General features: G+C 37.6%; 29 protein-coding genes and 1 pseudogene. 20 read left to right on the top strand and 10 right to left on the bottom strand.

Features of this window, described 5'->3' with window-relative positions; all coding sequences use genetic code 11:
• Positions 1 to 2 precede the first annotated feature (2 nt).
• Positions 3 to 140 (bottom strand): hypothetical protein, encoded by a 138-nt coding sequence (locus SB717_RS15465; protein ID WP_176547918.1) that lies wholly within the window; start codon positions 138 to 140, stop codon positions 3 to 5.
• 210 nt (positions 141 to 350) lie between these two features.
• Here SB717_RS15465 and SB717_RS15460 point away from each other — a divergent pair, with 210 nt between their 5' ends.
• From SB717_RS15460 to SB717_RS15430, 7 genes are all read left to right on the top strand, one after another.
• The gene (locus SB717_RS15460) at positions 351 to 692 is read left to right on the top strand and encodes a DUF1033 family protein (protein WP_074680436.1); all 342 of its coding nucleotides are present in this window, start codon (positions 351 to 353) and stop codon (positions 690 to 692) included.
• Between the two features lie 70 nt (positions 693 to 762).
• Positions 763 to 1,320 (top strand): RNA polymerase sigma factor SigY, encoded by a 558-nt coding sequence (gene sigY / locus SB717_RS15455; protein ID WP_312036138.1) that lies wholly within the window; start codon positions 763 to 765, stop codon positions 1,318 to 1,320.
• The gene (locus tag SB717_RS15450; protein ID WP_074680440.1) at positions 1,317 to 1,637 is read left to right on the top strand and encodes a YxlC family protein; all 321 of its coding nucleotides are present in this window, start codon (positions 1,317 to 1,319) and stop codon (positions 1,635 to 1,637) included. The genes sigY and SB717_RS15450 overlap by 4 nt, the downstream gene beginning before the upstream one ends.
• The gene (locus SB717_RS15445) at positions 1,637 to 1,837 is read left to right on the top strand and encodes a transcriptional regulator (protein WP_410904103.1); all 201 of its coding nucleotides are present in this window, start codon (positions 1,637 to 1,639) and stop codon (positions 1,835 to 1,837) included. Before SB717_RS15450 ends, SB717_RS15445 begins: the two co-directional genes overlap by 1 nt.
• A complete protein-coding gene (locus SB717_RS15440) occupies positions 1,838 to 2,029 on the top strand; it encodes a PLD nuclease N-terminal domain-containing protein (protein ID WP_074680444.1) in 192 nt (63 codons plus the stop codon). It begins immediately after the preceding gene.
• A 12-nt stretch (positions 2,030 to 2,041) separates the two neighbouring features.
• On the top strand, positions 2,042 to 2,932 hold the full coding sequence (locus tag SB717_RS15435) for an ABC transporter ATP-binding protein (protein ID WP_410904102.1): 891 nt from the start codon (positions 2,042 to 2,044) through the stop codon (positions 2,930 to 2,932).
• Entirely contained in the window at positions 2,929 to 3,705 is a 777-nt protein-coding gene (locus SB717_RS15430) for an ABC transporter permease (RefSeq protein ID WP_410904101.1), read from the top strand. The genes SB717_RS15435 and SB717_RS15430 overlap by 4 nt, the downstream gene beginning before the upstream one ends.
• A 27-nt stretch (positions 3,706 to 3,732) precedes the next feature.
• Here SB717_RS15430 and SB717_RS15425 read toward each other — a convergent pair whose 3' ends face one another.
• Complete coding sequence (locus tag SB717_RS15425; protein ID WP_081350943.1) at positions 3,733 to 4,536, bottom strand: lipid II flippase Amj family protein; 804 nt, start codon at positions 4,534 to 4,536, stop codon at positions 3,733 to 3,735.
• Between the two features lie 109 nt (positions 4,537 to 4,645).
• Complete coding sequence (locus tag SB717_RS40250) at positions 4,646 to 4,792, bottom strand: YuzK family famiily protein (protein WP_014459567.1); 147 nt, start codon at positions 4,790 to 4,792, stop codon at positions 4,646 to 4,648.
• Between the two features lie 243 nt (positions 4,793 to 5,035).
• On the opposite strand from SB717_RS40250, the gene SB717_RS15420 reads away from it, so the two are divergent.
• Together SB717_RS15420 and SB717_RS15415 are read left to right on the top strand one after the other, a co-directional pair.
• Positions 5,036 to 5,683 (top strand): VC0807 family protein, encoded by a 648-nt coding sequence (locus SB717_RS15420; protein ID WP_043981572.1) that lies wholly within the window; start codon positions 5,036 to 5,038, stop codon positions 5,681 to 5,683.
• Between the two features lie 132 nt (positions 5,684 to 5,815).
• A complete protein-coding gene (locus SB717_RS15415; protein ID WP_410904100.1) occupies positions 5,816 to 6,088 on the top strand; it encodes a hypothetical protein in 273 nt (90 codons plus the stop codon).
• A 57-nt stretch (positions 6,089 to 6,145) separates the two neighbouring features.
• On the opposite strand, the gene SB717_RS15410 is transcribed toward SB717_RS15415, so the two are convergent.
• The gene (locus SB717_RS15410; RefSeq protein WP_074680452.1) at positions 6,146 to 7,846 is read right to left on the bottom strand and encodes an L-lactate permease; all 1,701 of its coding nucleotides are present in this window, start codon (positions 7,844 to 7,846) and stop codon (positions 6,146 to 6,148) included.
• Between the two features lie 368 nt (positions 7,847 to 8,214).
• Between SB717_RS15410 and SB717_RS15405 the strand changes: the two genes are divergently transcribed.
• The 7 genes from SB717_RS15405 to SB717_RS15375 all read left to right on the top strand — a co-directional run bounded on the left by SB717_RS15405 (position 8,215) and on the right by SB717_RS15375 (position 17,793).
• Positions 8,215 to 9,540, top strand: a complete 1,326-nt coding sequence (locus SB717_RS15405; protein ID WP_410904099.1) for an FAD-binding oxidoreductase — start codon at positions 8,215 to 8,217, stop codon at positions 9,538 to 9,540.
• The gene (locus SB717_RS15400; RefSeq protein WP_410904098.1) at positions 9,541 to 10,902 is read left to right on the top strand and encodes a (Fe-S)-binding protein; all 1,362 of its coding nucleotides are present in this window, start codon (positions 9,541 to 9,543) and stop codon (positions 10,900 to 10,902) included.
• The gene (locus tag SB717_RS15395; RefSeq protein ID WP_410904097.1) at positions 10,886 to 12,337 is read left to right on the top strand and encodes an FAD-linked oxidase C-terminal domain-containing protein; all 1,452 of its coding nucleotides are present in this window, start codon (positions 10,886 to 10,888) and stop codon (positions 12,335 to 12,337) included. The genes SB717_RS15400 and SB717_RS15395 overlap by 17 nt, the downstream gene beginning before the upstream one ends.
• A gap of 170 nt (positions 12,338 to 12,507) precedes the next feature.
• Positions 12,508 to 14,685 (top strand): malate synthase G, encoded by a 2,178-nt coding sequence (locus SB717_RS15390; protein WP_410904096.1) that lies wholly within the window; start codon positions 12,508 to 12,510, stop codon positions 14,683 to 14,685.
• Positions 14,686 to 14,792: 107 nt separating this feature from the next.
• Positions 14,793 to 15,569, top strand: coding sequence for a fumarylacetoacetate hydrolase family protein (locus SB717_RS15385; protein WP_074680460.1), 777 nt, complete (start codon positions 14,793 to 14,795; stop codon positions 15,567 to 15,569).
• Between the two features lie 53 nt (positions 15,570 to 15,622).
• Entirely contained in the window at positions 15,623 to 16,417 is a 795-nt protein-coding gene (locus SB717_RS15380; RefSeq protein WP_367039195.1) for an IclR family transcriptional regulator, read from the top strand.
• A 143-nt stretch (positions 16,418 to 16,560) separates the two neighbouring features.
• The gene (locus SB717_RS15375) at positions 16,561 to 17,793 is read left to right on the top strand and encodes an aminopeptidase (RefSeq protein ID WP_045295036.1); all 1,233 of its coding nucleotides are present in this window, start codon (positions 16,561 to 16,563) and stop codon (positions 17,791 to 17,793) included.
• A gap of 136 nt (positions 17,794 to 17,929) precedes the next feature.
• Here the strand turns inward: SB717_RS15375 and SB717_RS15370 are convergent.
• Positions 17,930 to 18,052, bottom strand: a pseudogene (locus SB717_RS15370) (DUF4183 domain-containing protein); the annotation flags it as partial.
• Between the two features lie 28 nt (positions 18,053 to 18,080).
• Between SB717_RS15370 and SB717_RS15365 the strand changes: the two are divergent.
• Positions 18,081 to 18,194 (top strand): DUF4183 domain-containing protein, encoded by a 114-nt coding sequence (locus tag SB717_RS15365; RefSeq protein ID WP_376738436.1) that lies wholly within the window; start codon positions 18,081 to 18,083, stop codon positions 18,192 to 18,194.
• A 57-nt stretch (positions 18,195 to 18,251) separates the two neighbouring features.
• Here the strand turns inward: SB717_RS15365 and SB717_RS15360 are convergent, their stop codons facing one another.
• On the bottom strand, positions 18,252 to 18,386 hold the full coding sequence (locus SB717_RS15360) for a hypothetical protein (protein WP_255285463.1): 135 nt from the start codon (positions 18,384 to 18,386) through the stop codon (positions 18,252 to 18,254).
• A gap of 80 nt (positions 18,387 to 18,466) precedes the next feature.
• Entirely contained in the window at positions 18,467 to 18,958 is a 492-nt protein-coding gene (locus SB717_RS15355; RefSeq protein WP_028409022.1) for a hypothetical protein, read from the bottom strand.
• A 407-nt stretch (positions 18,959 to 19,365) separates the two neighbouring features.
• Between SB717_RS15355 and SB717_RS15350 the strand changes: the two genes are divergently transcribed.
• From SB717_RS15350 to SB717_RS15340, 3 genes are all read left to right on the top strand, one after another.
• Complete coding sequence (locus tag SB717_RS15350) at positions 19,366 to 19,785, top strand: hypothetical protein (RefSeq protein ID WP_074680466.1); 420 nt, start codon at positions 19,366 to 19,368, stop codon at positions 19,783 to 19,785.
• Between the two features lie 71 nt (positions 19,786 to 19,856).
• The gene (locus tag SB717_RS15345) at positions 19,857 to 20,843 is read left to right on the top strand and encodes a glycine-rich domain-containing protein (protein WP_074680468.1); all 987 of its coding nucleotides are present in this window, start codon (positions 19,857 to 19,859) and stop codon (positions 20,841 to 20,843) included.
• 87 nt (positions 20,844 to 20,930) lie between these two features.
• Complete coding sequence (locus SB717_RS15340; protein ID WP_114895771.1) at positions 20,931 to 21,509, top strand: HAD-IA family hydrolase; 579 nt, start codon at positions 20,931 to 20,933, stop codon at positions 21,507 to 21,509.
• Positions 21,510 to 21,511: 2 nt separating this feature from the next.
• Here SB717_RS15340 and SB717_RS15335 read toward each other — a convergent pair whose 3' ends face one another.
• The 3 genes from SB717_RS15335 to SB717_RS15325 all read right to left on the bottom strand — a co-directional run bounded on the left by SB717_RS15335 (position 21,512) and on the right by SB717_RS15325 (position 26,412).
• Entirely contained in the window at positions 21,512 to 22,108 is a 597-nt protein-coding gene (locus SB717_RS15335; protein ID WP_074680472.1) for a mechanosensitive ion channel family protein, read from the bottom strand.
• Between the two features lie 848 nt (positions 22,109 to 22,956).
• Positions 22,957 to 23,979 (bottom strand): hypothetical protein, encoded by a 1,023-nt coding sequence (locus tag SB717_RS15330; protein WP_074680474.1) that lies wholly within the window; start codon positions 23,977 to 23,979, stop codon positions 22,957 to 22,959.
• A gap of 969 nt (positions 23,980 to 24,948) precedes the next feature.
• Positions 24,949 to 26,412, bottom strand: coding sequence for a hypothetical protein (locus SB717_RS15325; protein WP_045292344.1), 1,464 nt, complete (start codon positions 26,410 to 26,412; stop codon positions 24,949 to 24,951).
• Between the last annotated feature and the right edge of the window lie 93 nt (positions 26,413 to 26,505).

Below are 26,505 nucleotides of genomic sequence, written 5' to 3'. Positions count from 1 at the left end.
TTTTATCCGTATTTTATGCCTTCGTTTGCACGTCCAATTGGATTTGTCGTTTCACCTGATGGAGCGATGGACAACTGGTGAGGCAAAAAACCTTCTTGGTGGGGGAAAATCACGCCTTCAGCAGGCGTTTTTCCTCCCATTACCCAGTATTATACGGGCAGTTTAGTTCCTTATAGTTTAAGGAGCTATTATTAATATAAAAAAGAAGTTCAGATTAAGCTATCTTGTTGGCGTCTATTTCCTGAAAATAGGCGTTTTTTTCCGTTTTACTTGATTCAAAGTTATTTTTGCTGAATAATAAGGAAAAGAGAAATTTTAGAAGTAAGCTGTAAGTAAGGAGATGTTCTATCATGACAGATAAATGGAGAGTTCATAAAATAAAAAGTGATTGTGAACCTTGGCTGTTTTTAGAAGGCTGGGAAAAAGATATTATTGAAACCATTGAATTTGAAAAAAAAGAAGAAGCGCTTCGCTACTACGCGATGATGATTTATGAATTTCATCAAAAATACGCAAGCGTGCGAAGTGATGAACTAGCGCTCTTTAGCTTTTGGAACGAAGGCGAAAAGGAATTTTGCGAGGCCTGTGATGATGATCTTCAAATCTTCCACGGTATTTTATTTGCTAAAAACGATGAAGTCTATTCATTAGAAGAAGATGAAGAAGGATTAAAAATGCTTCGTACTAAATAAAAACGTCCTGCGGGGCGTTTTTTTTATATAAAAAATGAACGATTTCAATCGCTCAAGCGTCATATAGGTGATGAAACAAAAAGGAGGGGTGAACGCTTTGGAACAAGATGATTTCATCCTTGTCCAACAAGCATTACAAGGTGATGATGATGCCTTTTCATTATTATTTCAGCGCTATCATTCATTTTTATATAGATACCTTTTAAAGCTGACATTAGATGAGGACTTATGCAGTGAGTTGTGTCAGGAAGCAATGATGAAGTGTTACGTGAATCTTTCTTCATACAAAAATGAAGCAAAGTTTTCGACTTGGATGATATCCATTGCTTCAAGACTGTACATGGATTATTTGCGTAAGCAAAAACGTGAAAAAAGCAGCCTCCAGCGAATAAAGCAGTCTTTATCGCACCAGCTTCAATGGAAAGCTAAATACAAAGGAGTGGAGTGGAGTGAGATGTTTTCCGATTTTAATGAACTCGATTCGCGCTTTCGAATTCCTGTCTTGCTTCGACATTATTACGGATATTCATACGATGAGATTGCCCATATGCTGAATATACGAGCAGGAACGGTCAAATCAAGAGTAAATAAAGGAGTAAACATACTGAGAAAGGAGTGGAAAGAATGAGAGAAGAAAATGACAATCAGTCCTTACATTCTTTAAAAAAAGATTGGGAGCAGCTAGAGAGTTTAGCAAGTCATGAACGTATTTCTCTTCATGTCATTCAAGAACAGCTTCTCATCCAAAAACAAAAGCAGAAAAAAGCTTTCCGGAAAGAGTTATGCTTATTTACATTAACAGCACTTGTTATTTTAACGGTAATGGCAACTGCTATTTTACAAATACCTGCCTTATTTATCGCTATTGAAGTGATTGGGATTATTGTTGCTCCTGTTTCTTTTATCGTTTTTCACTATAAACGAAAAAAGGAGATGTTTTTATAATGAATGAAAAATGGATTCTTATGCTGCTTATCTCGCCATTTCTCCTTCTTCAAAGCTTTCTACTTTTTATTAATGCAAAAAAACGCGGCGCTCATCCATGGTTTTGGGGAATATGGGGACTGATTCAAATTCCAATGCCAACGCTGTTTTATTGTTTTTTTATTATTTGGCTTCCAGCACGAAGAAAAAGGGGGATGTAAATGAAGGACATTAACTGGTTGTTAATTGCTCCAATTCTATTATTACAATTGTTTTTAATGATTCCAGCATTGATAAGCTGCATAAAGCAAGAAGAGACAAACGGACCAAAATGGTTATGGGGACTCATCATTTTATGTGTAAGTACAGTTGGCCCTGTTTTATATTTTGTTTTAGGACGTAAAAAACAGTGAGGTGAAACGAAGATGTTTATGCAAGTAGAAAGATTGACAAAAACGTATCGTAATATAACTGTTGTAAATAAACTTTCATTTAATCTCCACAAAGGAAAATGTGTAGCACTGTTAGGCCCCAATGGTGCAGGTAAGACGACTACTTTGCATATGATTGCAGGTCTTACTGCACCTAATAAAGGAAAAATTTCTTTTGAAGATAAACAGCATCAAGACGTACGATCATTTATTGGCTTTCTTCCGCAGCATCCTACTTTTTTTAATTGGATGACGCCTCAGCAGTATTTAACTTTTTTAGGTCTTTTATCTAACATTTCAAAGAATGTGCTTTCCCAACGAATAGATGAAGTACTTGAAACTGTAGGTTTAAAAGGAAAGGAAAAGCAGAAAATTGCTGGCTTTTCTGGAGGAATGAAACAACGTTTAGGCTTGGCGCAGGCCTTGTTACATAAACCTGAACTGCTAATTCTAGATGAACCCGTTTCGGCTTTGGATCCTGAAGGCAGAAAAGATGTCCTAATGATTATCGAAACATTAAAAAAAGATACAACCATCCTTTTTTCAACTCACATTTTGCATGATGCAGAACAAATATGCGATAACATGATTATGATTAAAAACGGACGCATGAAATGGAATGGAACAAAGAGTTCGCTGCGCCAAGAGTTTGCGGCTCCTGCTTTTACGATTGAAACAGAAGAAAGGCTCCCTGCATCATTTAGCAGTCTGCCAAGTGAACAGGTGCTGTTTCATTCTCCTTATAAAGCCACTGTAAGTGTAAAAGATACATCTCAGCAGCAGCAGCTGCTTCAACTGCTTGTTGATCAACAAGCAAATCTTGTTTTATTTGAACGAAAACAGCATTCTCTTGAAGACGTGTATCTAGAGGTGATGAATAAATGAACACATTTGGAGTCTTATTTAAAAAGGAGCTGCATGAATTATTTGCGAACGGCAAAGGAATTTGGCTGCCCATCTCTCTAATTTTGCTAGGCATCACACAGCCTTTAACAAGTTACTATATGCCACAGATCCTTGATATGGCAGGAAATTTGCCAAAAGGAGCAATTATTCAACTTCCTACGCCTACCGGTCAAGAAGTATTGCAAGGCGTACTTTCACAATATAGCACAATAGGAACCTTACTAATTGTACTAGCAAGCATGAATATGATTTCAAATGAACGACAAAATCATGCGGCTGTACTTGTTATGATGAGACCGGTGAGCGTCATTCAATACATTATAAGTAAATGGGCTGCGCAAATCGTACTGGTTATTGGCTCAATGTTTATAAGCTATATAGCAGCGTGGTATTATACAAATCTTTTATTTTCACATGTGGATTGGACTCATATGATAGTTAGCTTTCTTTTATACAGCCTGTGGCTAATTTTTATTCTGTCCGTTTTAGTGACAGCCGGAACCTTTCTTTTACAAAGCGGAGGAATTGCTGGAGTAAGCATTTTGATCATTGCGTCACTTTCATTTTTAAACACTTTGTTTACGAATCAATTAAAGTGGAGTCCTCCAGCGCTGTCACAATACGCCGGTCGTATACTGGAACAATTGCACTGGTCACAAAGTGTCACCTATACCGTAGTTGTGACATTAGTGAGCTGCTTTCTTCTTTTAATTGCTGCTGTATATAGATACAAAAAAGTAGAATATGTATAAAAAGACTTCTGAAATGAAGTCTTTTTTCTAAGGAATTAATTTACAAATCCAAGCGATATAAAGAGCAGCAGGGACTAAGAGAACCTGGGCGCATACTGTCCCGCATAATCGAGAGATGACGAGTGTACCAACCATTTTGTTCATAGATTGCTTAGTAGATTCACCTTTCATTACCTTTTCAGTTAAAATTGCTACTTGCGGATCTACAAACACAGCAAGGGTAATCATCGCTAGTCCGTTAATAAGGCCAGAAGACATCAGAATTGATTTAGAAAGAGTAGGCTCGAGCGTAGAAGCATAAAGAGTTGAAAGAACACCTACTGTATAAATGGTCGTAGCCATTAAATTCAAAAGAAGCAGCCGCTTGGGTACTCCGCCTATTCGCAGCTGAGACAGCATAATCCACCTAGGACGCTTTACGTGTTTTTTTGCTTTCTCAAGGGTATGTATGGAAGCAATGTTTTTCATCATTTTGGGTACAGATCCCGCTACTTCTAAGTGTGAAATCATGCGGGAGAAGATCGATACAAAGCTAGGAATTAAAAGAGCACCCGCGATTGTCCCAATAGAGGCCGCGAGCAAGATAGTTTGAAGCTGATGAAGCAGAAGAGGCAAATCTTCTTTAGACTGGACCGCATCTCCTAATTTGCCGGTCAGCGGAGCTTGCACCATATTAGCTGTTCTTGAAACGATGACAATAATATTAAAAAGAGATAGGGCCACGACTAGTTTTCCAGTTTTCAAGCCCGCAAGTCTCACAGAGTAGGCTAGTGTTTCAATCATGTGAATAATTCCTACAAATGCACAAATAATAAGTAATTTTTCCATCATAATAAGTAAGTTCCTTTCTTTGATACAAGCACTTCCTTATTATGTATAATTTTGGTTCATTTGTAAATAAAAAGCCGCTTGCTACTAAAAAGTAGCAAGCGGCTTTTTATTATCGATGCTGGTTAATATCACGCAGTATATCTTTGCTAGCCTGATAATCTTTTTCCCGTTCTTTTTCCACCTGTAGACGTTTGTCTAGTTTACGGCTATATTCAGCATACCCCACGCCGTGAGAAAGCTGCATGGCCTTTTCCATTTCTGACGTGTACGTTAGGTGAAGTGTGATAATGAATCAATCCTTTCAGCATTTTTCACTTGTGCTGCTGCTCAAGTGTTTGGATGTTTATAATTCTTGAAGTCTTTCTAGAAATTGTTTTCCCTGTCGCTCTGGATCTAAACATCAAATGATTAAAATTTCATAACATTCCAGGTAAAAGCCTTTTTTTCTTGCGTAGTATCCCATATAATAGCAGGAACAACGTTTTTAAAGGAGTTATATATGAACAATACAAAACGAGTATGGTTTGATTTACTTTTTTATATCGCTATTCCTTACCTAATATGGAACCAAGGAAAAGACATTATTGGTGATTACTATGCCATTTTGCTTTCAACAGCACCAGCGTTTGTGTATACCATTTATACATTTATTAAAGATCGCCAGTTTAACGTAACAGGATTGTTTATTGTCATTACGCTGCTGGCACGTACCATTATTGATTTAATTTCAGGAAACGCAGCGACGATGCTAAACAATCAAGTATACTTCATGATTGGACTGGCTGTAGTTGTTCTGTTTACCATTGTGATAAAAAAGCCAATTGGTTTGTACTTTTTTGTAGATACGGCGTACTTAATGGGCTATAAGCGAGAAGATTCTCTTAAGCTCTTCCATCAGCCTGATTTATTCAAAATGATGAACTGGCTTACAGTACTGTTTGCAGGTCGCTATGTATTTTTAGCAATTGTAAAATACGTATTGATTCAAAAGTACGGAGTAGAAGGGTACGGGAACATGATTGTGTTCCGTCAGGCCGTTACGTGGGCATTCTCCATTTTAATTGCCATTTACACGTATTTTATTTATAAAAAAATTCAAGATAAAACAGGGATGGATAACCCAATGAATCCAAATGTAAATGAATAAAAAGAAGCGTGCGTTTAACTAACGTACGCTTTTTTGTTACAAAACAGTGAACAGTGCTCGAAACACTAACATCTCATTTAAAATTAATAGTAAAATAACGCTATTAAAAACGGGATGAAAGTAGGTCAAGAAATGAAACTAGTATTAGCATGTCAAAAGCAGCCTTATCGGATTTTAGAAATGATTATGGTGTTTTTCACCTTAATTTTTGTTGTACTGTCGTTTTTTGATTACCGTCAGCTGTTTTTTCTTGTGTTTACCCTTGGAATTGTATTTGCTATTCGAGCGTTTGAAATGCAAGAAGGAGAGAAAAAGACGCAAGGAAACATGTGGCTGCTTGTCGGTGTTGTAATAATCTTGCTAGATATAGTTTTATTTGTTGTATATGCCATTAATCGATCTTGACTAAAAGAAAAAGGCTTCCGTGCAGAGGCTCACCTCTAGCTGCGGAAGCTTTTTTAATTAAGGAATCATCCACGATAATACATTAGATTGTAAAAATGTTAATACGCAGACAATCAGCAGTAAAAATAAGCTGTGCTTCACCGTAAAACGAAACAAATCGGACTCTTTTCCAGCCAACCCAACCGCAGCACAGGCAACGGCGATGGACTGCGGTGAAATCATTTTACCGGTTACTCCACCAGAAGAGTTTGCTGCAAGCGCAAGAAGCGGATCCATTCCAATAGACGTAGCCGTGATTTTTTGCAAGTTGCCGAACAATAAGTTGGCTGATGTATCTGATCCTGTAATAAAAACACCAAGCCAGCCGAGTACAGGAGAGAAAAAGGGAAATAACGCGCCTGTTTTAGCTAACAGCAGTCCTAAGGTTGTACTCATTCCAGAAGCATTTGTCACGTAAGCAAATGCAACAACGGACATAATTGTAAGCAGCGGCAGCGCTAATTCTTTGCACGTCTCCTTAAATGTAATAAACCAGTCTTTCCAAGAGATGTTGACAATAAATTTTGTGACAACAGCAGACAACAGGATAGCTGTTCCGGCAGCACCTAGTAATTCTAACTTGTACACTGCCGCAATCGGTTCTCCATTTCCATTTAAAATTAAATTATTTAACCAAGGTACTTCTGGCATAAACGTTAAATAATGTCCGATGGAATTAATAGCCCCCAAAAAAGCGTTAGCTCCTTCATAATGTCCTGTCAAAGCGGTTTTAATTTGAGGAATTCCCCATACAGAAATAAAGATCGTTAAAATTAAAAAAGGTGACCACGCCTTTGCAATTTGAGCTCCCGTGAATGAGGGTTGATCTTGAGTTTTTCTTGGCTCAGCTGAAGCGGAAGCTACTTCATGTGCTGCTTTTTCAGATTGAAAACGGAACGTTGTTTTTGGTTTCCAGAATTTTAAGAAAATAGCGAGCGCAAAAAGTGAAACGAGTGCCGATAAAATATCGGGAAGTTCAGGTCCTAAAAAGTTAGAGCTGACAAACTGGGTAAGAGCAAAAGAGACGCCGGATACTAGAATAGCAGGGAGTACTTCTAATGTTTTTTTAAATCCAGCCATTACAAAAACCAAATATAGCGGAATAAATACAGAAATAAAAGGAAGCTGGCGGCCTACCATTTTAGAGATTTCCATTGCCGCTACTCCAGTAGGACCTTCCATAGCCGTGATAGGAATACCGATTGCACCAAAAGCAACGGGTGCTGTGTTTGCTAATAAACATAAGCCAGCGGCATACAGCGGATTAAAACCTAGCCCTACAAGCAAAGCTGCTGAAATCGCAACAGGTGCACCAAAACCAGCGGCACCTTCAAGAAAAGCCCCAAACGAAAAAGCAACTAACAAAGCTTGAAGTCTGCGATCTTCTGTAATAGATACGACAGAGGTACGAATAATATCAAACTGACCGGTTTTGACGGTTAGTTTGTAAAGAAAAACAGACGTAATGATAATCCATCCAATCGGCAGTATACCGTATACGGCTCCTTGACTAGCTGACATAAAAGCCATGCTAGCCGGCATTTTATAAGCAAATATTGCAACGGCAAGTGCGACCAGTAAAGTTGTAACTCCAGCCATATAACCTTTCATTCGTTTAATAGCCAGAGCCCAAAAGAAGTAAAGAATAGGAATCAAAGCGATTAATGAAGACCAAATGACGCTGTTTCCTACAGGAGTGAACTGCTGTGTCCATGTCATAACTAACACCTCATTTTCAAATTAGTGAACTACGAAACAATCAAAACTACGATGATAAGGTCATCTGATGACTTATGTAAAAATGAATTCGCTTACATTATATTCTAATCCTTTTGTGATAGGCAAGTACTAAAAGAAACTTTTTTTCAAAAAAACGGACATTTTTTTGTTGATAAGAAGAAAATATTGGTTGAAAATCCCAAGAATAGGTGATTTAATGATTGTAAGCGTTTTAAATATATCTTTCCATCTATTCTACTAATTATTCTTCTTATTGATCTACTACTTTTAGTCGTATTATATATGGCACTTCTTTATGTTATTAGTGAAACGGTGTTTGCTATTACAAAACGAGAGGAGTCAATTTATTGAGTACGTTGAAGCTTCCAGGTCATTTAAAATCCATTTTATCTTATCCTTCCACACTTGAAGAACAGCAGATGAATCACTTCCTTGGAAATAACGGATCCCTTCATGTTAAGCCAACTTCAGAACAAGAAATAGCAGCCGTTTTAAAGTATGCGGCGGAACACGGAAAAAAAGTCGTCATTGAAGGGAACGGTACAAAAAAAGGGTTTGGCGGACTTATAGATACAGCAGACCTTTTGCTTTCGCTGACTGAATACAGCGGAATTGTTGAACATACAGTAGGTGATATGACGGTTACTGTAAAAGCTGGTACGCCGTTTGGAGAGCTGCAAACGTATTTAAAAACGTACAACCAGCAAATTTCACTTGATCCAGCTCTAAGAGACTACGCTACAATCGGCGGAGTTATTGCAGCGAATGAAAGTGGTCCAAAGCGCTTGTCTTATGGATCAGCTCGAGATGCAGTAATCGGCATGAGAGTCGTATATTCAGATGGAACCATTGTTCGTTCAGGCGGAAAAGTCGTCAAGAACGTGGCTGGCTATGATATGAATAAGCTGTTTATTGGTTCAATGGGAACGCTCGGCGTTATATCCGAAATAACGTTAAAGCTGCGTCCGCTGCCTAAGTATCAAAGCGTTCTTTTTCTTTCTTTTTCAAAGGGCAACATCGAAGAAATTCATGCTTTTGTTAGCAAAGTCCTAGATTCCATGATAGAGCCCGTTGCTTTGGAATTATTAAACCCTTCTCTAGCTGAAGATGTAATAGGGCAGCATTTGTTTACGCTTGTAATTAGCTTTGAAGACGTGAAAAGTTCCGTTCATTATCAAGAGAATTACATCAAAAGCATTCAGCCGTCTGATACGATTTTAAAAGTACTGTACGAAAAAGAAGCCGAGGTGTTTTGGGGATTTTTTAGTAACATTAGTCCAAATGGTGCTTGCTGTTCTTCCGAAGATGAAATGGAAGCCACTCTAAAAGTCGGCGTACCAAATATGAATGTACTCGATGTAATAAACAAAAGTACTGCATTAAAAACGTCCCGTCCAATGCTGATAAAAGCACATGGAGGAGTTGGACACGGTCTTTGCTCGATCTACATAAAGGGCTCAGAAGAAGCCATTCTTTCCGTTATAACTTCATTTACTGAAACGGCTAAAACATACGGAGGATACGTGGTGGTTAAACATTTGCCTTTTATACTGCGTCAAAAAGTAAATGTGTGGGGGGAAAAACCTTCTCATTTTCCGTTACTAGCAGGAATTAAAGCAAAGGTGGACGCTAAAAATGTGCTTAACTATAAACGATTTATAGGAGGAATCTAAGTGAATTCAGCGAAAGCGGATATCAAAGATGCTCCATGTCAAAGCGTTAGCAACTATTTGTGGAAAGACGCGCCAGACGAAAAAAAATGGGCGGATTGTGTACACTGCGGAATGTGCTTGGAGTCTTGTCCTACTTATGAAATAACGGGACAAGAACAGCATTCACCAAGAGGACGCGTTCACCTTATCAAATCGGTAGCAGAAGGAAAAATAAGCGTGAATGAACAGTTTACAGATCCTGTTTTTGCCTGTTTGGACTGCCGTGCCTGTACAACTGCCTGCCCTGCAAATGTAGACGTTGGCGGACTCATTGAAGAAGCTCGCGGCCAAATTCGTCAAGCGATGCCTTTGACCGGCTGGAAAGGGATGATCAGCAAATTTTTTCTTAAGGAACTTTTTCCTCATTCCCATCGCTTGGAAGCTGTAGGAAGTCTATTAAAATTGTATCAAAAAAGCGGAATGCAAAAAGTGATGCGCACAACAGGCATGTTAAATATCATGCCAGCACATCTAGCAGAAATGGAACATGTAATGCCTAAGATTACCCGCTCTGTTCGAAAAAAATATAAAAAGAAACGCGTTCTAAAAGCAAATGCAGAAAGAAAAGCCGAAGTTGCTTTTTTAACCGGCTGCATTATGGACGTCATGTTCAGTGATATTAACGAAGCGACTCTTAATGTATTACGAAGAAATGGGAACGACGTCGTTATTCCTCATTCTCAGACGTGCTGTGGTGCTTTGCACGTTCATGCAGGAGACCGAGACATGGGAAGACAGCTTGCCAAAAAAAATATAGAGGCGTTTCAGCATGCCGATACCATTATTGTAAACGCTGCGGGATGCGGCTGCATGTTAAAAGAGTATCCTGAACTATTTAGAGAAGAAGAGCAAGAGTGGCTTGAAAAAGCCGAAGTCTTTGCTGAAAAAGTCCAGGATATTTCAAAATACCTTTACGATACGGGATATCGCCCTCCGCAGGCGAAGCTGCATACGCGCATTACGTACCACGATGCTTGCCATTTAGCTCATGGTCAAGGAGTTAAAGAAGAACCAAGAGATATTTTGCTTTCTATTCCGGGAGTTGAAATGGTTCATATGGCTAATGCGGACCGATGCTGTGGAAGCGCAGGAATTTATAATTTAACAAACCCCGACATGGCGGGAGCCGTGCTTCAAAGTAAAATGGAACACGTGCCTCATGACGTAGAAATGATTTCAATGGGAAACCCAGGATGTATGCTGCAGATGGCAGTAGGAGTGAAAAAATATGGACGAAGTCAGCAAATTGTTCACACGGTACAGCTTTTGGAGTGGGCCTATCAAAAAGAAGAGGAGGAAGCGCATCGTGTTGAAGAAAAATAGAATAAAAGATCTTCACGTAAAAAATCTTTCTCAACTAGTAGATGGTCATTCTATTTTGTATCACAAAGAAGATTTACTTGCGTACGACTGCGACGGGTTTACTATTCAGAGACATTTACCCAAAGCGGTGGTATTTCCTAAAAATACAAAAGAAGTTTCTAACATTGTTAAATACTGCAATGAACATGATTTGCCTTTTCTTGCAAGAGGAGCAGGCACAGGACTAAGCGGCGGAGCGATTCCTCTTAATAACGAAGTGATTATTAGTTTAGTGAAAATGAAGCGCCTGCTTAGCGTGGACTATGAAAACAGACGTGCCGTTGTAGAGCCGGGATTTATTAATCTTAAATTAACCAATTCAATCTCTGAAAAAGAATATTATTATGCCCCGGATCCTTCGAGTCAGTATTGCTGCACCATTGGTGGAAATGTAGCGGAAAATGCGGGAGGGGCACACTGTCTTAAATATGGAGTAACTACCAACCATATTTTAGGGTTAGAGGTGGTGCTTCCAAATGGAGATGTGATTGAGCTTGGCAAGCAAGGTATTCCAGATGAACCGGGATATGATTTATTAGGGCTTTTAACAGGATCAGAAGGGACGTTAGGAATCGTTACAAAAATTACGGTACGCATTTTGAAAAACCCCGAAGCAAAACAAACGGTTCTTGCCTATTTCGACCGCGTAGAAGACGGTAGCCAAGCGGTATCGGACATTATATCAGCCGGCATTGTACCTGCTGCGCTTGAAATGATGGATAAAACCGCCATTGAAGGAGTGGAAGCTGCTGCGTTTCCAGTCGGGCACCCTAGAGATATTGAAGCTCTTTTATTAATTGAAGTAGACGGCATTTCAGCCGGTATCGAAGAGCAAATCCTTCGTATTTTAGACGTATGCAAAAAACAAAACGTACGGGAAATGAAAGTAGCTGAAAGTGAAGAAGAGCGCGCCAGGTGGTGGGCAAATCGTAAAACAGGATTTGGAGCGATGGGAGCTATATCCCCTGACTATCTCGTACAAGACGGCGTTATTCCAAGAAGTAAACTGCCTCAAGTGCTGAAGCGAATCAACAAAATTAGTGAAGAAGCAGGCCTTCGTATTGCCAATATTTTTCACGCCGGAGACGGGAACTTGCATCCGCTTGTATTATTTGATGCTAGAAAGCCGGGGGAAACTGAGAAAGCACTCGACGCCGGAAGCGCATGTTTGCAAGTATGTGCAGAAGTAGGAGGAACGATTACCGGGGAACACGGTGTGGGCATTGAAAAAAAAGAAGAAATGCGATTTGTTTTTAATGAAGATGAAATTCAAGCACAAACGAATATACGAGAAGTATTTAATCCTAAAAATCTATTAAATGCAGGAAAGCTTTTTCCAAGTCCGAGCCGCTGCGCTGAAGTCAAAAAAGAAAAGAAAAAAGTGGGTTATTTTTAGAAAATTCTTGAAAATACATTCGCTCGATGATATGATTTTTTTAACAAAAATAAAACGCTGTTTTGTAATAAGAAACAGTACCACATATGTTCGCCTTAACCATTTTGGCAAAAAGAATTGAAAGCGCGTCCAAATTTAAAATGTAAAAGAATAAGAGGAGGAAACAGACGGTGACAAACTACAAACAAGTTGGAAATCTGAAAGTAGCTCCAGTTCTCTATCAATTTATTAATGAGGAAGCTCTTCCGGGCAGCGGCCTAAGTACAGAACATTTTTGGTCTGATTTTGAAGCGTTAGTAACCGAGTTAACACCCGTAAATAAACGGTTGTTAGAAAAGCGTGATCAGCTGCAAGCTCAAATTAATGCGTGGCATCAAGAAAACCCTGACGGTGACTTTAACGAATACAAGTCGTTTTTAACGAGAATTGGCTATTTAGAAGATAAGGCAGAAGATTTTCTTATTGGTACAGAAGGAGTAGATAGCGAAATTGCCTATCAAGCGGGACCGCAGCTTGTTGTACCAGTGAATAACGCTCGGTATGCTATCAACGCTGCTAATGCACGCTGGGGAAGTCTCTATGATGCACTTTACGGCACTGATGCAATCAGTGAAGAAAATGGAGCTTCGCGCACGAGTTCTTATAATCCAATTCGAGGAGAAAAAGTTATTGCGTTTGCGAAGAATTTTCTTGATGAAGTTATTCCGCTCGTTCAGTCTTCTCATACAGAAGTGGTTCAGTACAGTCTTGAAAATGGAAAGCTTGTCGCTCAATTAAACGATGGCAGTTTAACAGAGTTACAGGAAGAAGATAAATTTGTAGGGTATCAAGGAGAAGAAGAAAGCCCTGATGCTCTTTTATTCAAAAACAACGGCCTGCATTTTGAAGTTCAAATTGATCGTACGGATTCGATTGGTAAAACAGACGATGCGGGTGTAAAAGATATTTTAATGGAAGCAGCTCTTACGACGATTATGGATTGTGAAGATTCAGTAGCGGCAGTAGACGCAGAAGACAAAGTAGATGTTTACCGCAACTGGCTGGGATTAATGAAAGGTGATTTGACGTCTACTTTTAAAAAAGGAAGTCAAAACATGACAAGGCGTTTAAATCCAGACCGTACCTATATTTCTCCCGACAAGGAAAAGATTTCACTGTCTGGCCGTTCACTTATGTTTGTTCGAAACGTTGGGCATTTAATGACAAACAGCGCTGTTTTAGATCGAAATGGCAACGAAATCTATGAAGGTATTTTAGACAGCGTGATTACTAGTTTAATTGCCAAACACACCTTGCTTAAAAACGGTACGTATCAAAATTCTAAAAAGAGCTCTATCTATATCGTTAAACCGAAAATGCACGGCTCCAAAGAAGTAGCTTTTGCCAACACGTTATTTAATTCAATTGAAGATATGCTAGGGCTTGAGCGTCATACAATTAAAATCGGCGTAATGGATGAAGAGCGCCGCACAACGCTTAATCTAAAAGCGTGCATCAAAGAAGTAAAAGACCGAGTGGCGTTTATTAATACGGGATTCTTGGATCGAACAGGTGACGAAATTCACACTTCTATGGAAGCAGGCGCTGTTATCCGTAAAAATGATATGAAGGCGTCTAAATGGCTTCAAGGCTACGAGCAGTCTAATGTAAATGTAGGGTTAGCAAGCGGGTTCCAAGGCCGCGCTCAAATCGGAAAAGGCATGTGGGCAATGCCGGATATGATGGCCGAAATGCTTAAGCAAAAAGTGGGGCATTTAAAAGCAGGAGCCAATACGGCATGGGTGCCTTCACCAACTGCAGCGACGCTCCATGCTCTTCACTACCATCAAATTGATGTAAGAGATGTTCAAAATGAATTGCTTACTCAGTCTACCGATCTACGAGATGATATTTTGCAAATTCCTGTGGCAGAAAAACCAAATTGGAGCAAAGATGAAATCCAGCAGGAGCTAGACAATAACGCTCAAGGAATACTTGGCTATGTAGTAAGATGGATTGACCAAGGAGTAGGGTGCTCAAAAGTACCGGATATTAATAACGTCGGGCTAATGGAAGACCGGGCAACGCTTCGTATTTCCAGTCAGCACGTAGCCAACTGGCTTCATCATGGAATTTGTACAAAAGAACAAGTAACGGAAACGCTAAAGCGAATGGCAAAAGTAGTGGATCAACAAAATGAAAATGATCCTCTGTATCAGCCAATGTCATCGAACTACAGCACATCCATTGCTTTTCAGGCAGCCTGCGATTTAGTATTTCAAGGCTATGATCAGCCAAACGGCTATACGGAGCCCATTTTACACCGCCGCCGTATCGAAGCAAAGGCAAAAGCAGCTATAAAACAGTAAAAAAAACGGCCTGTCAGCATAGAGATGGCAGGCTGTACTTACATCTTAAGAACCTGACTACCTACGATCCTTATTAAAACAAAGCAAATGGGAAAAGGAGTTATGTCATGAAATTTGTAAGGTTCGCTGTACAAGATAGCCGTCATACAGGTGTACTAAAAGAGGATGCGATCAGCGTTATTGAAGGAAATATATTTGAGAAATGGAACTATACAGGACAGACTTTTTCAGTAAATGAAGTAAAGCTTTTGGCTCCTTTAGAGCCGAACCAAATTATTGGAATAGGCGCAAATTATGCAGCCGCAAAAGCGGAGCTTCCAAAAGAAATACCTTCTATTCCAGTCTTCTTTTTTAAGCCCACATCTTCTGTGATTGGTCCAAACGAAGACATTGTTATTCCAACTGCTATTAAGCACGTTAAGTTTGAATCCGAGCTTGCGGTTGTTATTGGAAAAGAGGCAAAGAACATCGCAAAAGAAGACGTACTGGATTATATATTTGGGTATACAATTGGAAACGATGTAACGGCTCCGGATTATTTTCATAAAGACGGGCACTGGACCATTGGAAAATCCTTTGATTCATTTACGCCTCTTGGACCCGTAATTGAAACAGAGCTTGATTTTAAGTCAATTCACGTAAAAGCGTTTTTGAATGGCGTTGAAAAACAAAACAGCTCGACAGATTTAATGATTATTTCTGTTGGAGAAATGATCGCTTACCTATCTACTGTTATGACCCTTAAGCCGGGAGATGTGGTTTTAACAGGAAGTCCGGTCGGCGCGGAACTGGTGAGCGCAAACGATGTTATTGAATGCACCATCCGAGAAATTGGAACTCTCCAAAATCCATTTGTTGCAGAGAAAGAACGTGTAAACGTATAAAAGTGATAAAAAAATGCCCGGCAGTAAAATGACACATAGAGGAGAGAGGAAAAATGGAGAGAGAAAATATGGTTAAGTCTGTAAGCCGGGCATTGGATATTGTCACAATTGTCAGCATGGAAAGAGAAGGGGTAGGAGTCACAGAAATTGCAAAGCAAATGGACATTAATAAAAGCTCTGTATACCGTATTCTAACTACTCTTGCTCAGTATGGCTATATTGAACAAGATCAAGAAAGCGGGCGGTACAAGCTTGGGTATAAGTTTTTAGAAATAAGTTCAAAGCTTTTAGATTCTATTGATTTAAGGACAGAAGCAAAGCCGTTTTTGCAAGAACTTGAAAGTGAAACAAATGAAGTTATTCATCTTGTTGTCTACGATCAAGGTGAAGTAGTGTATATTGAAAAATTAGAAGGAAATCAGACGCTGCGTATGCATTCAAAAGTGGGGAAAAGAGCACCAATGCATTGTACCTCCGTTGGTAAAGCTATCCTAGCTTTTTTACCGCTTAACACGGTAACAAGCATTCTTGAAAGAAAAGGCTTACCAGCTCATACCGATCACACCATTACAGATGAAGAAAGCTTTCTTCGAGAACTTTCAGAAGTGAAGCAAAAGGGATATGCGCTGGATTTAGAAGAAAATGAATATGGAATTACCTGTATTGCAGCGCCTATTTTTGATCACCTTGGTCAAGTCGTTGCTGCAGTCAGCATTTCTGGTGCTACGATGCGTATGACAAATGAGCGCTTAACGTATCTTCAAGAACGCATGGTTGATATAGGCAAGAACATTTCGGAGCGGCTCGGCTACAAAACTGAATCTGTAAAAAACAAAAGTTTGTTTTGATTCTTAGAGAACAAACTTTTGCTATATAATAATCTGTAAAATAACGTAATTATATTATGTAAACTATAAGCAAGGATTTTTAATTGGCGTTTTATTCATGATACAATGAAGTTGTTAGAATATATACGTAAAGGAGATAAATTATGGAACAGTTTGAGCGCAATATTGAAAAGTACGCCGAGCTGGCTGTAAAAGTCGGTGTAAACATTCAAAAAGGGCAAGTATTAAATATTAATGCCGACATTTCTTCCGCTGATTTTGTTCGTGAAATTGCGAAAAAAGCGTACGAAGCTGGAGCAAAGTCTGTTGATGTAGACTGGCATGACGATCATTTAGTTCGTTTGAAATATGAAAAAGCGGATGAATCTGTATTTAATGAATTTCCTGCTTGGAAAGCTCAAGCAAGAGAAGAGCTTGTGAAAAACGGAGGCGCTGTTTTATCTGTAATTTCAAGTGGTCCTGACTTACTAAAAGGAGTAGACGGCAAACGTATTGCTGCGTTCCAAAAAGTAAGCGGAAAAGCAATGAAAAAATTCCGTGAAGCGATCCAATCCGATAAAATCAGCTGGTCCATTGTAGCTGTTCCTTCAAAAGACTGGGCAGCTAAAGTATTTCCTGACGTTCCAGAAGAACAGCAGCAAGAAAAACTGTGGGAAGCTATTTTTAAATCCGTGCGCGTAGACCAGGAAGATCCAGTGGCCGCATGGGAAGAGCATAATGCTTCATTACATACAAAAGTAGACATTTTAAATGAAAAGAAATTTTCTAAGCTTCACTATAAAGCGCCAGGAACAGATTTAACAATTGAGCTTCCTGACAAACATATTTGGGTTGGCGCAGGCAGTGTGAATGAAGACGGCAACTCGTTCATGGCCAATATGCCAACAGAAGAAGTATTCACACTTCCGAAAAAAGACGGCGTAAATGGTCAAGTAACGAGCACAAAACCGCTTAGCTACGCAGGAAACTTAATTGAAAACTTCACGCTAACATTTGAAAACGGAAAAATTGTTGATGTAAAAGCAGAAGAAGGCGAAGAAACGTTAAAGCACTTAATTGAAACAGATGAAGGTGCCAAATACTTAGGCGAAGTAGCCTTAGTACCGCATCAATCGCCAATCTCTCAGTCAAACATCATTTTCTACAACACGCTGTTTGACGAAAATGCATCCAACCATTTAGCCATCGGCAGCTCGTATTCCTTCTGTTTAGAAGGTGGAAAAACGATGTCTAAAGAAGAGCTATCACAAAACGGAGCAAACGACAGCATCACCCACGTTGACTTCATGATTGGCTCAGCTGAAATGGACATCGACGGCATCAAAGCTGACGGTACAAGCGAGCCTGTGTTTAGAAAAGGGAACTGGGCGTTTTGAATTAAATAAATAACAATGATAAAAGCTTCTGCGCTACATCCGCAGAAGCTTTTATTATGAACGCAAAATCTCTGTAAAACTGAGAATTTATATATCACGCTATTACGCTTTAAAACAAAACGATAGCAAGTTATTTTTAAGTTTGTACATCAGTTGTAGAATCAGGAGCAAAGTTAACAACTTCCAAAACTATAGGAGAAGCTGTTAAAATGCTAGATCCTGCAGGAACAGTAATAGCTAAAGAACCGACACCCGTAGCTACTCATACAGTAATCTATTTATAAACGGTGTTACAGCCTTCCTCCAATTACAGCGTTCAAAAAGGACTTCTTATCATTAACACAGAAGATATTCCTTTAGAAAAAGCACCCGTGATTTTACAAATGATTAAAGTAATCTAACTTTCAATTGCCACATGCTATGTGAAGGTGCTTCCACATAAAAAAGCAAGGTGAACTTCAGTCAGTTCCACCTTGCTGTGATTCTTCTTTTTTAACCGGAGCTTCACGCTTGAACATGTGATAGTAGGTAAACCCTAAGCATAGAGCACCCGCGATCGAACAAAAATATTGCAAAAAACGGACGAAATCCATTGGAATGACCTCCCATTTTCAGTTTCGCTTCTAGTATGTACAGGGAAGTGAAATAATATGTGAAAAAGGGAGGTTTTCTCTTATAGTTCGTATGGTTCTTGGAGAGTAAGGTAAGGCTGCTGATCTTCAAGACCAAGACGCTTATTTAATTGTCTTTTCATTAAATCGTACTGGTAGATGAGGTGAAATTGATTTTTTTTCGGTGTTTCACAGCGAATGTAGGTTTCTTGCCCGTTCTTGTCTGTGAAATGAATGGTTAATTCACCGAAATAGCGTTGAACAGGAGCTCCGTGAAGGCCTTTTTCATTTTTGACAACCTTTGAAAATTCTGCTCGTTGAATACGGTTAAATGGAATAATAGCTACTTGATTGATAACAAGACGCTGATCGTACATGTCAATTTTAGATATGGAAATTTGATTAATTCCTTCTGCAAATTTAACATGCCCGTTTACAGAAACAAGCGGTTTGCGATCCTCAGGATCAACAGCGCCTTGAGGTCGCTTAATGACGTAGAAGCTAGCTACGCCAAGTGCTACGATACCAACCACAACAATAAGTGCAAACATCATTTTGCATTCCACCTCCTGAGTATAGATGTGTAATCTGAATTTAACAGCAAGCTGTTTCAGTTGCCATATTGCCTCAACAATGAGGGTAGAGAAAAGCAGTTCGGCAGTTCATTATAAGTATATACATACGTTCGACAATATGGTGTGATATTCCTTCTTATTATGACTTTTTTACGACAAAATGGGCAAAACTCTTTTCGAAAATGAAGCAAATCAGTTACAATTTAAGGATAAGGTACCAAATTTCTGTTCTACCTCAAAAAAGTGCAGAAAAGCGCAAAAAACTCTAGGTACTTTCTCATATTTTTACTATTTTTATAGAATTTATTCCAATTTCTAATCCTTTATCGTGTATAATCTCTTGTGTGCAGCATGATATACATAAAGGTGTAAGGAGGCACAGTTCATTGTCTTTATCAGCAAAAAAGATATTATTATTAGTTTTAGTAGTTATATGTTTAGTGTTAGTTGTGATGCAATTCATAAATCGATCAGCAGAGCCGACTTCTGAACAGGCCCAAGAAACACTGAGTAAGCTTCCTGAACAAGAAACCGTTAAAGAAAAAGCGAAAGGCGACGAGGAAGCGCACAAATATCGAGTGTATTATATTACTATTGAAAAAATCGAAAATGGTACATACAGCGGAACAACAAAAGAAGGAACGGGCATTAAATTTTCCGATAAAAATTTAAATGAACCGATTCCAAGCAATTTGAAAAAAGGGGATATTGTTAAAGCATACTTTGATCTGGAATATAGCACGAAAGGTCTAGTCAAAGTAGAAAAGGTAGACAAGATACCCGAGGATGAAGAGAGCTCAAGTTAATTGAGCTCTTTTTTTGTATTTTACGAATGTGGTAAAATATTGAATATACAGTACGATACAGGGGGAAGAAGATGATAGCAGCAATTATAGTAGGAGCGGTAATTCTTTTAGCTTTGATTAGTAAAGGGATTGCAAAGTCGAGAGGATTTCGCTTGTATAAAGAGGAGCTTCCAGATGAGCTCGGAATACATAGAGATAAAGAGTTTGAAGATATTGTTCATTCACTAGAAGATTCTTTACCTATAGCCTATGTTCAGCAAGTGAAACAGCGTATGAAAGGGAAAAATACAAAAGACGATGAAGTAGAATGGACGTTTTTTGAGATGAAGCGCTACTTTTTATTAAATGCAGTCATCAAAGACGTACCGATGTTTAGTGAAAAAGTGGATGAAGTGTGGCACGAAATGATTATGTTTACAGTAGATTATGAGCGTTTTACAGACCGTTTTTTCAACCGCTTTTTACATCATCAGCCAAATGTAGAGACAACTCCATCCCCACAGCCGAATAAGCGAGCGTTCTTTGATTGGGTTTATGCTCATTTGTTTGACATAAAGGGTAACAGCCGACTGCTTTGGGGGAAGTTTTTTCAGCATCCGCTTGATAAGAGTACGCTTCAAGATTTTCAAAGGTTATCAGAAGATGAATTACTAGATCGCTATTTTTTAAGAAACGGCAAATGGGAAAAACAGCAGAGAGCCCTGATTCAAACGTTAAAAGAAGAAGTCACTGCTGCACAAAAAAGAAAAAAAGCAGGCGGATCAACTTATTTTAAAAAAGCGGCTAAAAAAGGGAATGTATCAAACGAACTTCTTCTTCAAGGCTTTGTTTTTTATTCTCTCTACAAAGCCACCAACTTTTCAAGCCACATGAATGAACTGCTGTTATATAAAAAGACGATGTATGCGGGAGAGACAGCCTCTTACAGCGGATATAGCTGTTCAAGCCCCTGGGAAGACAACCGCCACCATCACCACAACGATGGAGGTCATCACCATCATGACAGCGGCAGCAGCTGTTCAAGCTCTAGCTGCGGGAGTGGGTGCAGCAGCAGCTAATAAAGTAAAAATTATAAAAAGGTTAACTGACAAGCAATGAAAAATTTGGTATAATCGTTACGTTTTTAAAAAGGAGAGACAGCGAAAATGAATATTTTATGGGACTTTGATGGAACGATCTTTGATACCTATCCGACTATTGTGAAAGCATTCAAAGAATTACTAACAGATCCAACGATCTCAGAAGATGATATTTTAAAACAAATGAAAATATCTTCTGACGTAGCAATTAAGCATTTTGATATTGAAAAGTCTTTGTTTGATAATCACTTCCATGTGCTCGAACAAAAAATCAATCCTAAAGATAAGCCTGCTTTTCCTCACGTGGAAGACGTACTGGGCTTTGCGGATACAAACGTAATTGTTACGCACAAGTCTAGACAGTCTACGCTTGATATTCTGGCATTTTTTAATATGGAGCACTACTTTACGGAGATTATTACAAAAGATGATGGCTACAAACGAAAGCCTGATAGCGGCGCTTATGCCTATCTTCACGATAAGTATCAGCTCGATTTAGTGATTGGAGATCGCGAGCTCGATTTAAAACCTGCCCGTGAACTAGGAATTAAAACATGTGCATTTCAAAATGACGATATTGAAGCAGATTATCACCTTACATCATATGATCAATTCTTTACAACTGTCGTAAATAAAAACTCGTGAAGCTATTCTTCACGAGTTTTTATTTGTTCAGGTGTATGTATTTCGGGAATTTCACCGAGCGTGTAGTTCGCTACTTTCGTAATGTTACTATTAGCAAAAAAATAAAACTCTCCGTCAACTCCGCGAATTTTTGTCGTACGCAATCCAATTTCTTCAACCGTTCCTTTCGTATCATTTATAGATACGTGATCTCCCACTGAGAATTGATCTTCAAATAGAATAAAAAACCCGTTTAAAATATCTTTAATCAAATTCTGTGCACCTAAGCCTGTAATAAACCCTGCTACGCTAATACCAGCTAAAAGTGCTTTCATATTAATTCCGATTGCTTCTAAAGATGTGATAAGTACAATAAAATACACGACGTACATGACAATGCTCAGACAAAGCTTTTTCAGCGTTATTTCTTTACGTTCGTTGTACCTCAGCAGCTTAGTTTTAAATCTGAAATCAAAGATTTTCTTAATTACACTACGAGCAAAACGGATAACGATTTGAGCAATAATAAAAATCAAGATAATCTTTATAATTACTTCACTAATGTCAATCCACTTACCGGTATTAAATAAAGTTTGCTGTACCCACTGTATGTCTTTCATGACTAAGTTCCTTTCTTGCTTTATAAGATTTTCTCTACTGAATAGTATAATTTATTTTAAAAAATATACTACTAGAATTTATTAAAAGGTGTTTGAACTATTGTTTTATTTTAATTTAATTTATTTGTATGTGGGATATGTAATGAAAACTCCTTAATTTAGAAAAAGTGAAAATCCTCAGGTATAGATATTTTTAAAACATTTCTTTATACAAATATTAAATAAAACCTTATAGCAGAGATTAGTATAGATCTTATTAACAAACATTATATACAGATATTAAAGAAAGAAAAATCCTGTAAAAACCCAATGATATCAAGGGTTAGAGAGGAAATTGCTTTTCAATAAATAACTGTGTGGAAAATAGACCTTTTTTGTGAACAGCATCCTTTAGCTAAAGGATGTTTTTTATAACAACAGATATGGAAAATGTTTTATTCACTATGTTTTTTCTTCTGCAATAGACGGATTTTAAAATTCATAGTATGAAGATTTCTATTAAAAGTATGAATTATTTCCATTGTGGATAAAAATCGTTGTGTTAAAGAGTAAATAACCTGGAAATCATCGTTAATAAAAAAATAAAAGGGATGTTTTTATTAACAGAGAGGATAATATAACATTAATTGAATATGTTTTCTTTCTTTTGTGGATAAGTATGAAGGTATTTTTTTAGCAATATTCCGTAGTTATACACAAGAAATATCATTCATTTGCACTCATTACGTTTATATAGATAGGATAATGGAATTAAAGAGCTGAAAAAATGGGTGTTTGTTTGCGCTACTTGTATCAAAAAGAGAAGAGAAAGGAGAGAAAATAAAAAAAAGGCATGCCAAAGAAGCCCCTTATGAAGCTGTAAGTTCGGCAGGGACTTGATCTTGAAGATTTTTTGAAAGCTCTTTTCGAATGAGCGTACGGATTTTCCCACCGTAATTTTCGACGACTTGAGCATCATGGCTGAAGAAGGCCTGTTCAATCAGAGAATAAAGGGCAGACTTCACTCGTTCAATACCATATTCAAAAGAAAGCTGAACCAAATCAGCAATGTCTTCGTTTTGGAATGAAGACATAACAATTCCTGTAGAATCTGTACTGTGTCCAGATAATTTTACAAAAGTCTCTTCAATAGTAAGTCGAATCGCCGCATCGTATTGATCTTTCTTTTCTTGTTTTGACATCTTGCCATTTTTAGCGCCGTCTTTTAAAACAAAGAAAATAGTAGATCCTTGGACAACGGTTTTAAATGCGCTCATCTGTGTTTCAGCTATTTTTTGCATCATACCCTTGTAGTGAGTATATTTCGGCGTAAAAATTTTATAGTCATTAAAGCTAATTTTTGAAGTGTTTTCTCCAGGGTTAAACTGACGCTTAATCGTATCGTTGTCATAAACCAATTCTTTGCGCAGCTCTAAGCGAAGGGCATTTACGTTTTCAATTAGAATAAGTTCTTCAAAGCGAGTATATTCTAATTCCATAAACCCAAAGCCGTGTTCTTCAAAATATTGAGGGTAGGGAACAATACAAATATTGATTCCTTTGCCGCTGCGAGAATAGGAAATTAATTCTGTTTCTGCTAATACTACATTGTTGTTGCGAACTGTTCGAACTGTACAATTCAAAGCGGCTGCAATCTCTTTTTCAGAAACATCACAAATAATACCTCTTTCATCAACGTGAAGGAAGTGATAAAAAATTAATTGTGAAATTTGAGATTTAGATAAACGGTGATGTTCTGCCACTGTTTTGATTGTAGGGTTCCCATGAGCGTCTAGGTCCATGTGATCTTCAATATCTTTATATTTTTCTACGGTGCTAGACAATTGGCGAATAATTTGTTTTCCAATTTTCGCAAATTCTTTTTTTATCATGAGAATCCCTCCAATCTATTTCATATCAACAATAATTTATTAGGGTAAAATAACAAAGAATACCTTGTGAAAATTATATCAATAAGAAAGAGAATCGCAAACGAACGAGTAGTACGCTAAAAACGGCAAAAGGTTCAAAGAATGCTGTCATATCAAGGGGTTTAGCGTATAGGTTTTTTAGTACGACAAAAACGGCAAAAGCAAGCAAGCGCCGGTAGAACAGTGTTTGTTACAATCAGTAAAAATCAAAAAAAACTTTATGCGTTTTAGTACGTAAAAAACGGCAAAAGTCTCAGTATAGTACGCTAAAAATAGCCAAAGTGAAGAATAGTACGCTAAAAACAGCCAAAGTGATCTCGATTCACCTAAAAAAAGGGAAGAAAATCACTTCTCTGATCGTTGTAAATAACACAATGAATTTCATTAGTACGTCAAAAATGGCAAAAGCTATTTTTAGTACGTGAAAAACGGCAAAAACGACGTAGTAGTACGACAAAAACAGCAAAAGTTTTCGTTTGGTACGTCAAAAATGGCAAAAGCTTTATATATGCTGCGAAAAAAATAAAAAATGGGGTTTGAAAAGGCAATAACAAAGGGAAAAGCAATGTTTAGTACGCAGAAAACGGCAAAAGTAATGAAGGAGTACGTCAAAAACGGCAAAAGGTAGGATTGTTTTACGAAAAAAAGAGAATAATTAACACTTAATAAGTGATTACGAGTAAATAAAATGAATTTAGTACGTCAAAAATGGCAAAAGAATCAGAGTGGTACGTCAAAAACAGCAAAAGGTAGTAATTAGTACGCTAAAAACGGCAAAAGAAGCGAAGAGGTACGTCAAAAACGGCAAAAGCTTCTGGTTAGTACGTTAAAAATGACAAAACTTCCAAACTATGAAATAAAAGTAGAGGGATATTTTGTATTTATAAGCTGAAAGTGGCAAAATATTAAATAAAAAAGGAAGGGAATGATTTACCCTTCCAATGTTTCTCTATGTTCTCCTCCAAAATAGTCTTGAATTTCATAATTTTGAAGAGGAATAAAAGAGATTTCAAATCCTTGAAGTTTTTGCTGATAATTTTGTATCAGTACTTGATTGCTAACAAATTCTGCTAGAGATTCATTAATTAATTTTAGGTTTACATCAATTTTCTTTGAACGAAAACGAACTTTTGAAGCAAAATATTGATACGGGTAAAAATGAGTGTAAGACTTTTCTTGTAAATAACAATCTAATCGCTCTTTTTGAAATGCATACAGCAGTAAAGAAGAAAGCGAGTTATCTTTAAACTTTTTAATAACATCACTGTAAATTTGTACAAACTGCTGATTTAAAAAGCCTTGATGCGTATCGTCGCTAAATACGATGGTTGCATATCGTCTGCCCGTTACTTCATCGGTTTCAATAACAGCTTTTTGGAAGAAGTTTATCGCAAATTTTGTATCTCTGGAATTTTTCTTCTTTGCTACACCTTCTACGTGATATCTGGCAATTTTCATAATGCGGGCTTCAACCGCTTCGTAGTTTTTTACACCTTTTGAATTATAAATTTCTTTCACGATATCCGCTAAATCAAGCGTCACCGTTTTTTCTTTATAAAACATCTCGTCGCGCTGTGAAAGGGCAAACTGGATAATTTGAGAATCTTTTGGATCTAAAACCATATTTCGCTTGGAAAGGACCGTTTGATTATCATTTACAGGGATAATGGTACGAATGAAATATTCTTCATCAACTTTATAGTCATTATATAAAACGACTTCTTGGGAGTTTGTTTTAACTTCCATATTAGTTTTAAGAGAATGACTTTCATTTGAGAAGATAGGGGCCTCTACCCACGAATTTAATCGTTTATCAATCCAGTTGCTTAAATTTCCATTGTATTTTTCTAATATGATTTCAGCAATTAAAAAAGTAAAGTCCGTGTGAAATGCTTTCTCTATTTGATAATTCATTTTTGAATCTAAATAAGGAAAATCGGTAATGTTTGTTTTTTTGCTTTTAGCCCATGCCTCTACTTCTTTTAACTTTATCTTTAAAATATCTTCAGGTTTTTCCACGCCAAACAGCTTTTTTAAGTGTTCGGTATCCACTTTTTTATCCATCACTTTTTTGGCTAATTCAATGTCTTCAAAAATAGGGTTAGGCTTTTCTGCTTTAATATCTTTTTTTAACGTTTGCAGCCAGTTTTTCTTATTTGATTGTCTTCTTTTGTAAGCGGGGTTTCTTATTTCCTTAGGATTTATTAATTTATTCTCTAAAACAAACGTATCTTGCAATATATTTAAAATGTAGTCTTCTATAAAATCTTTTTCATTCGAAAAAAACGAATGAGAATCATATAAAAAGTCTATGCACTTTGCTTTGATATTGTCATCGATCGCATCGCTGATTTGTTTAATAAGGTAAGGAGAAAAATTGGATGGTTCGTTCATGTTGACCTCCTCTGTATGTATTTAATCTGTAACAATCTTATTATATCTTTTTTGAACGATACTCTAAAGGCTAAAAGGAAAATTCGTTTTTGT

Origin of the sequence: Priestia sp. SIMBA_032, assembly GCF_046535215.1 — a bacterium.
In the GTDB taxonomy this organism is placed as follows: Bacteria; Bacillota; Bacilli; order Bacillales; family Bacillaceae_H; genus Priestia; species Priestia aryabhattai.
The sequence above is the reverse complement of the archived record's forward strand: the minus strand, read 5'-3'. Positions and strand labels throughout refer to the sequence as shown.

Bases quoted from the DNA above. Each gene is read 5' to 3' on its own strand.
- SB717_RS15465 (WP_176547918.1), bottom strand. From the start codon at position 140: ATGGGAGGAAAAACGCCTGCTGAAGGCGTGATTTTCCCCCACCAAGAA.
- SB717_RS15460 (WP_074680436.1), top strand. From the start codon at position 351: ATGACAGATAAATGGAGAGTTCATAAAATAAAAAGTGATTGTGAACCT.
- sigY (WP_312036138.1), top strand. From the start codon at position 763: ATGAAACAAAAAGGAGGGGTGAACGCTTTGGAACAAGATGATTTCATC.
- SB717_RS15450 (WP_074680440.1), top strand. From the start codon at position 1,317: ATGAGAGAAGAAAATGACAATCAGTCCTTACATTCTTTAAAAAAAGAT.
- SB717_RS15445 (WP_410904103.1), top strand. From the start codon at position 1,637: ATGAATGAAAAATGGATTCTTATGCTGCTTATCTCGCCATTTCTCCTT.
- SB717_RS15440 (WP_074680444.1), top strand. From the start codon at position 1,838: ATGAAGGACATTAACTGGTTGTTAATTGCTCCAATTCTATTATTACAA.
- SB717_RS15435 (WP_410904102.1), top strand. From the start codon at position 2,042: ATGTTTATGCAAGTAGAAAGATTGACAAAAACGTATCGTAATATAACT.
- SB717_RS15430 (WP_410904101.1), top strand. From the start codon at position 2,929: ATGAACACATTTGGAGTCTTATTTAAAAAGGAGCTGCATGAATTATTT.
- SB717_RS15425 (WP_081350943.1), bottom strand. From the start codon at position 4,536: ATGATGGAAAAATTACTTATTATTTGTGCATTTGTAGGAATTATTCAC.
- SB717_RS40250 (WP_014459567.1), bottom strand. From the start codon at position 4,792: ATGGAAAAGGCCATGCAGCTTTCTCACGGCGTGGGGTATGCTGAATAT.
- SB717_RS15420 (WP_043981572.1), top strand. From the start codon at position 5,036: ATGAACAATACAAAACGAGTATGGTTTGATTTACTTTTTTATATCGCT.
- SB717_RS15415 (WP_410904100.1), top strand. From the start codon at position 5,816: ATGAAACTAGTATTAGCATGTCAAAAGCAGCCTTATCGGATTTTAGAA.
- SB717_RS15410 (WP_074680452.1), bottom strand. From the start codon at position 7,846: ATGACATGGACACAGCAGTTCACTCCTGTAGGAAACAGCGTCATTTGG.
- SB717_RS15385 (WP_074680460.1), top strand. From the start codon at position 14,793: ATGAAATTTGTAAGGTTCGCTGTACAAGATAGCCGTCATACAGGTGTA.
- SB717_RS15380 (WP_367039195.1), top strand. From the start codon at position 15,623: ATGGAGAGAGAAAATATGGTTAAGTCTGTAAGCCGGGCATTGGATATT.
- SB717_RS15375 (WP_045295036.1), top strand. From the start codon at position 16,561: ATGGAACAGTTTGAGCGCAATATTGAAAAGTACGCCGAGCTGGCTGTA.
- SB717_RS15360 (WP_255285463.1), bottom strand. From the start codon at position 18,386: ATGGATTTCGTCCGTTTTTTGCAATATTTTTGTTCGATCGCGGGTGCT.
- SB717_RS15355 (WP_028409022.1), bottom strand. From the start codon at position 18,958: ATGATGTTTGCACTTATTGTTGTGGTTGGTATCGTAGCACTTGGCGTA.
- SB717_RS15345 (WP_074680468.1), top strand. From the start codon at position 19,857: ATGATAGCAGCAATTATAGTAGGAGCGGTAATTCTTTTAGCTTTGATT.
- SB717_RS15340 (WP_114895771.1), top strand. From the start codon at position 20,931: ATGAATATTTTATGGGACTTTGATGGAACGATCTTTGATACCTATCCG.
- SB717_RS15335 (WP_074680472.1), bottom strand. From the start codon at position 22,108: ATGAAAGACATACAGTGGGTACAGCAAACTTTATTTAATACCGGTAAG.
- SB717_RS15330 (WP_074680474.1), bottom strand. From the start codon at position 23,979: ATGATAAAAAAAGAATTTGCGAAAATTGGAAAACAAATTATTCGCCAA.
- SB717_RS15325 (WP_045292344.1), bottom strand. From the start codon at position 26,412: ATGAACGAACCATCCAATTTTTCTCCTTACCTTATTAAACAAATCAGC.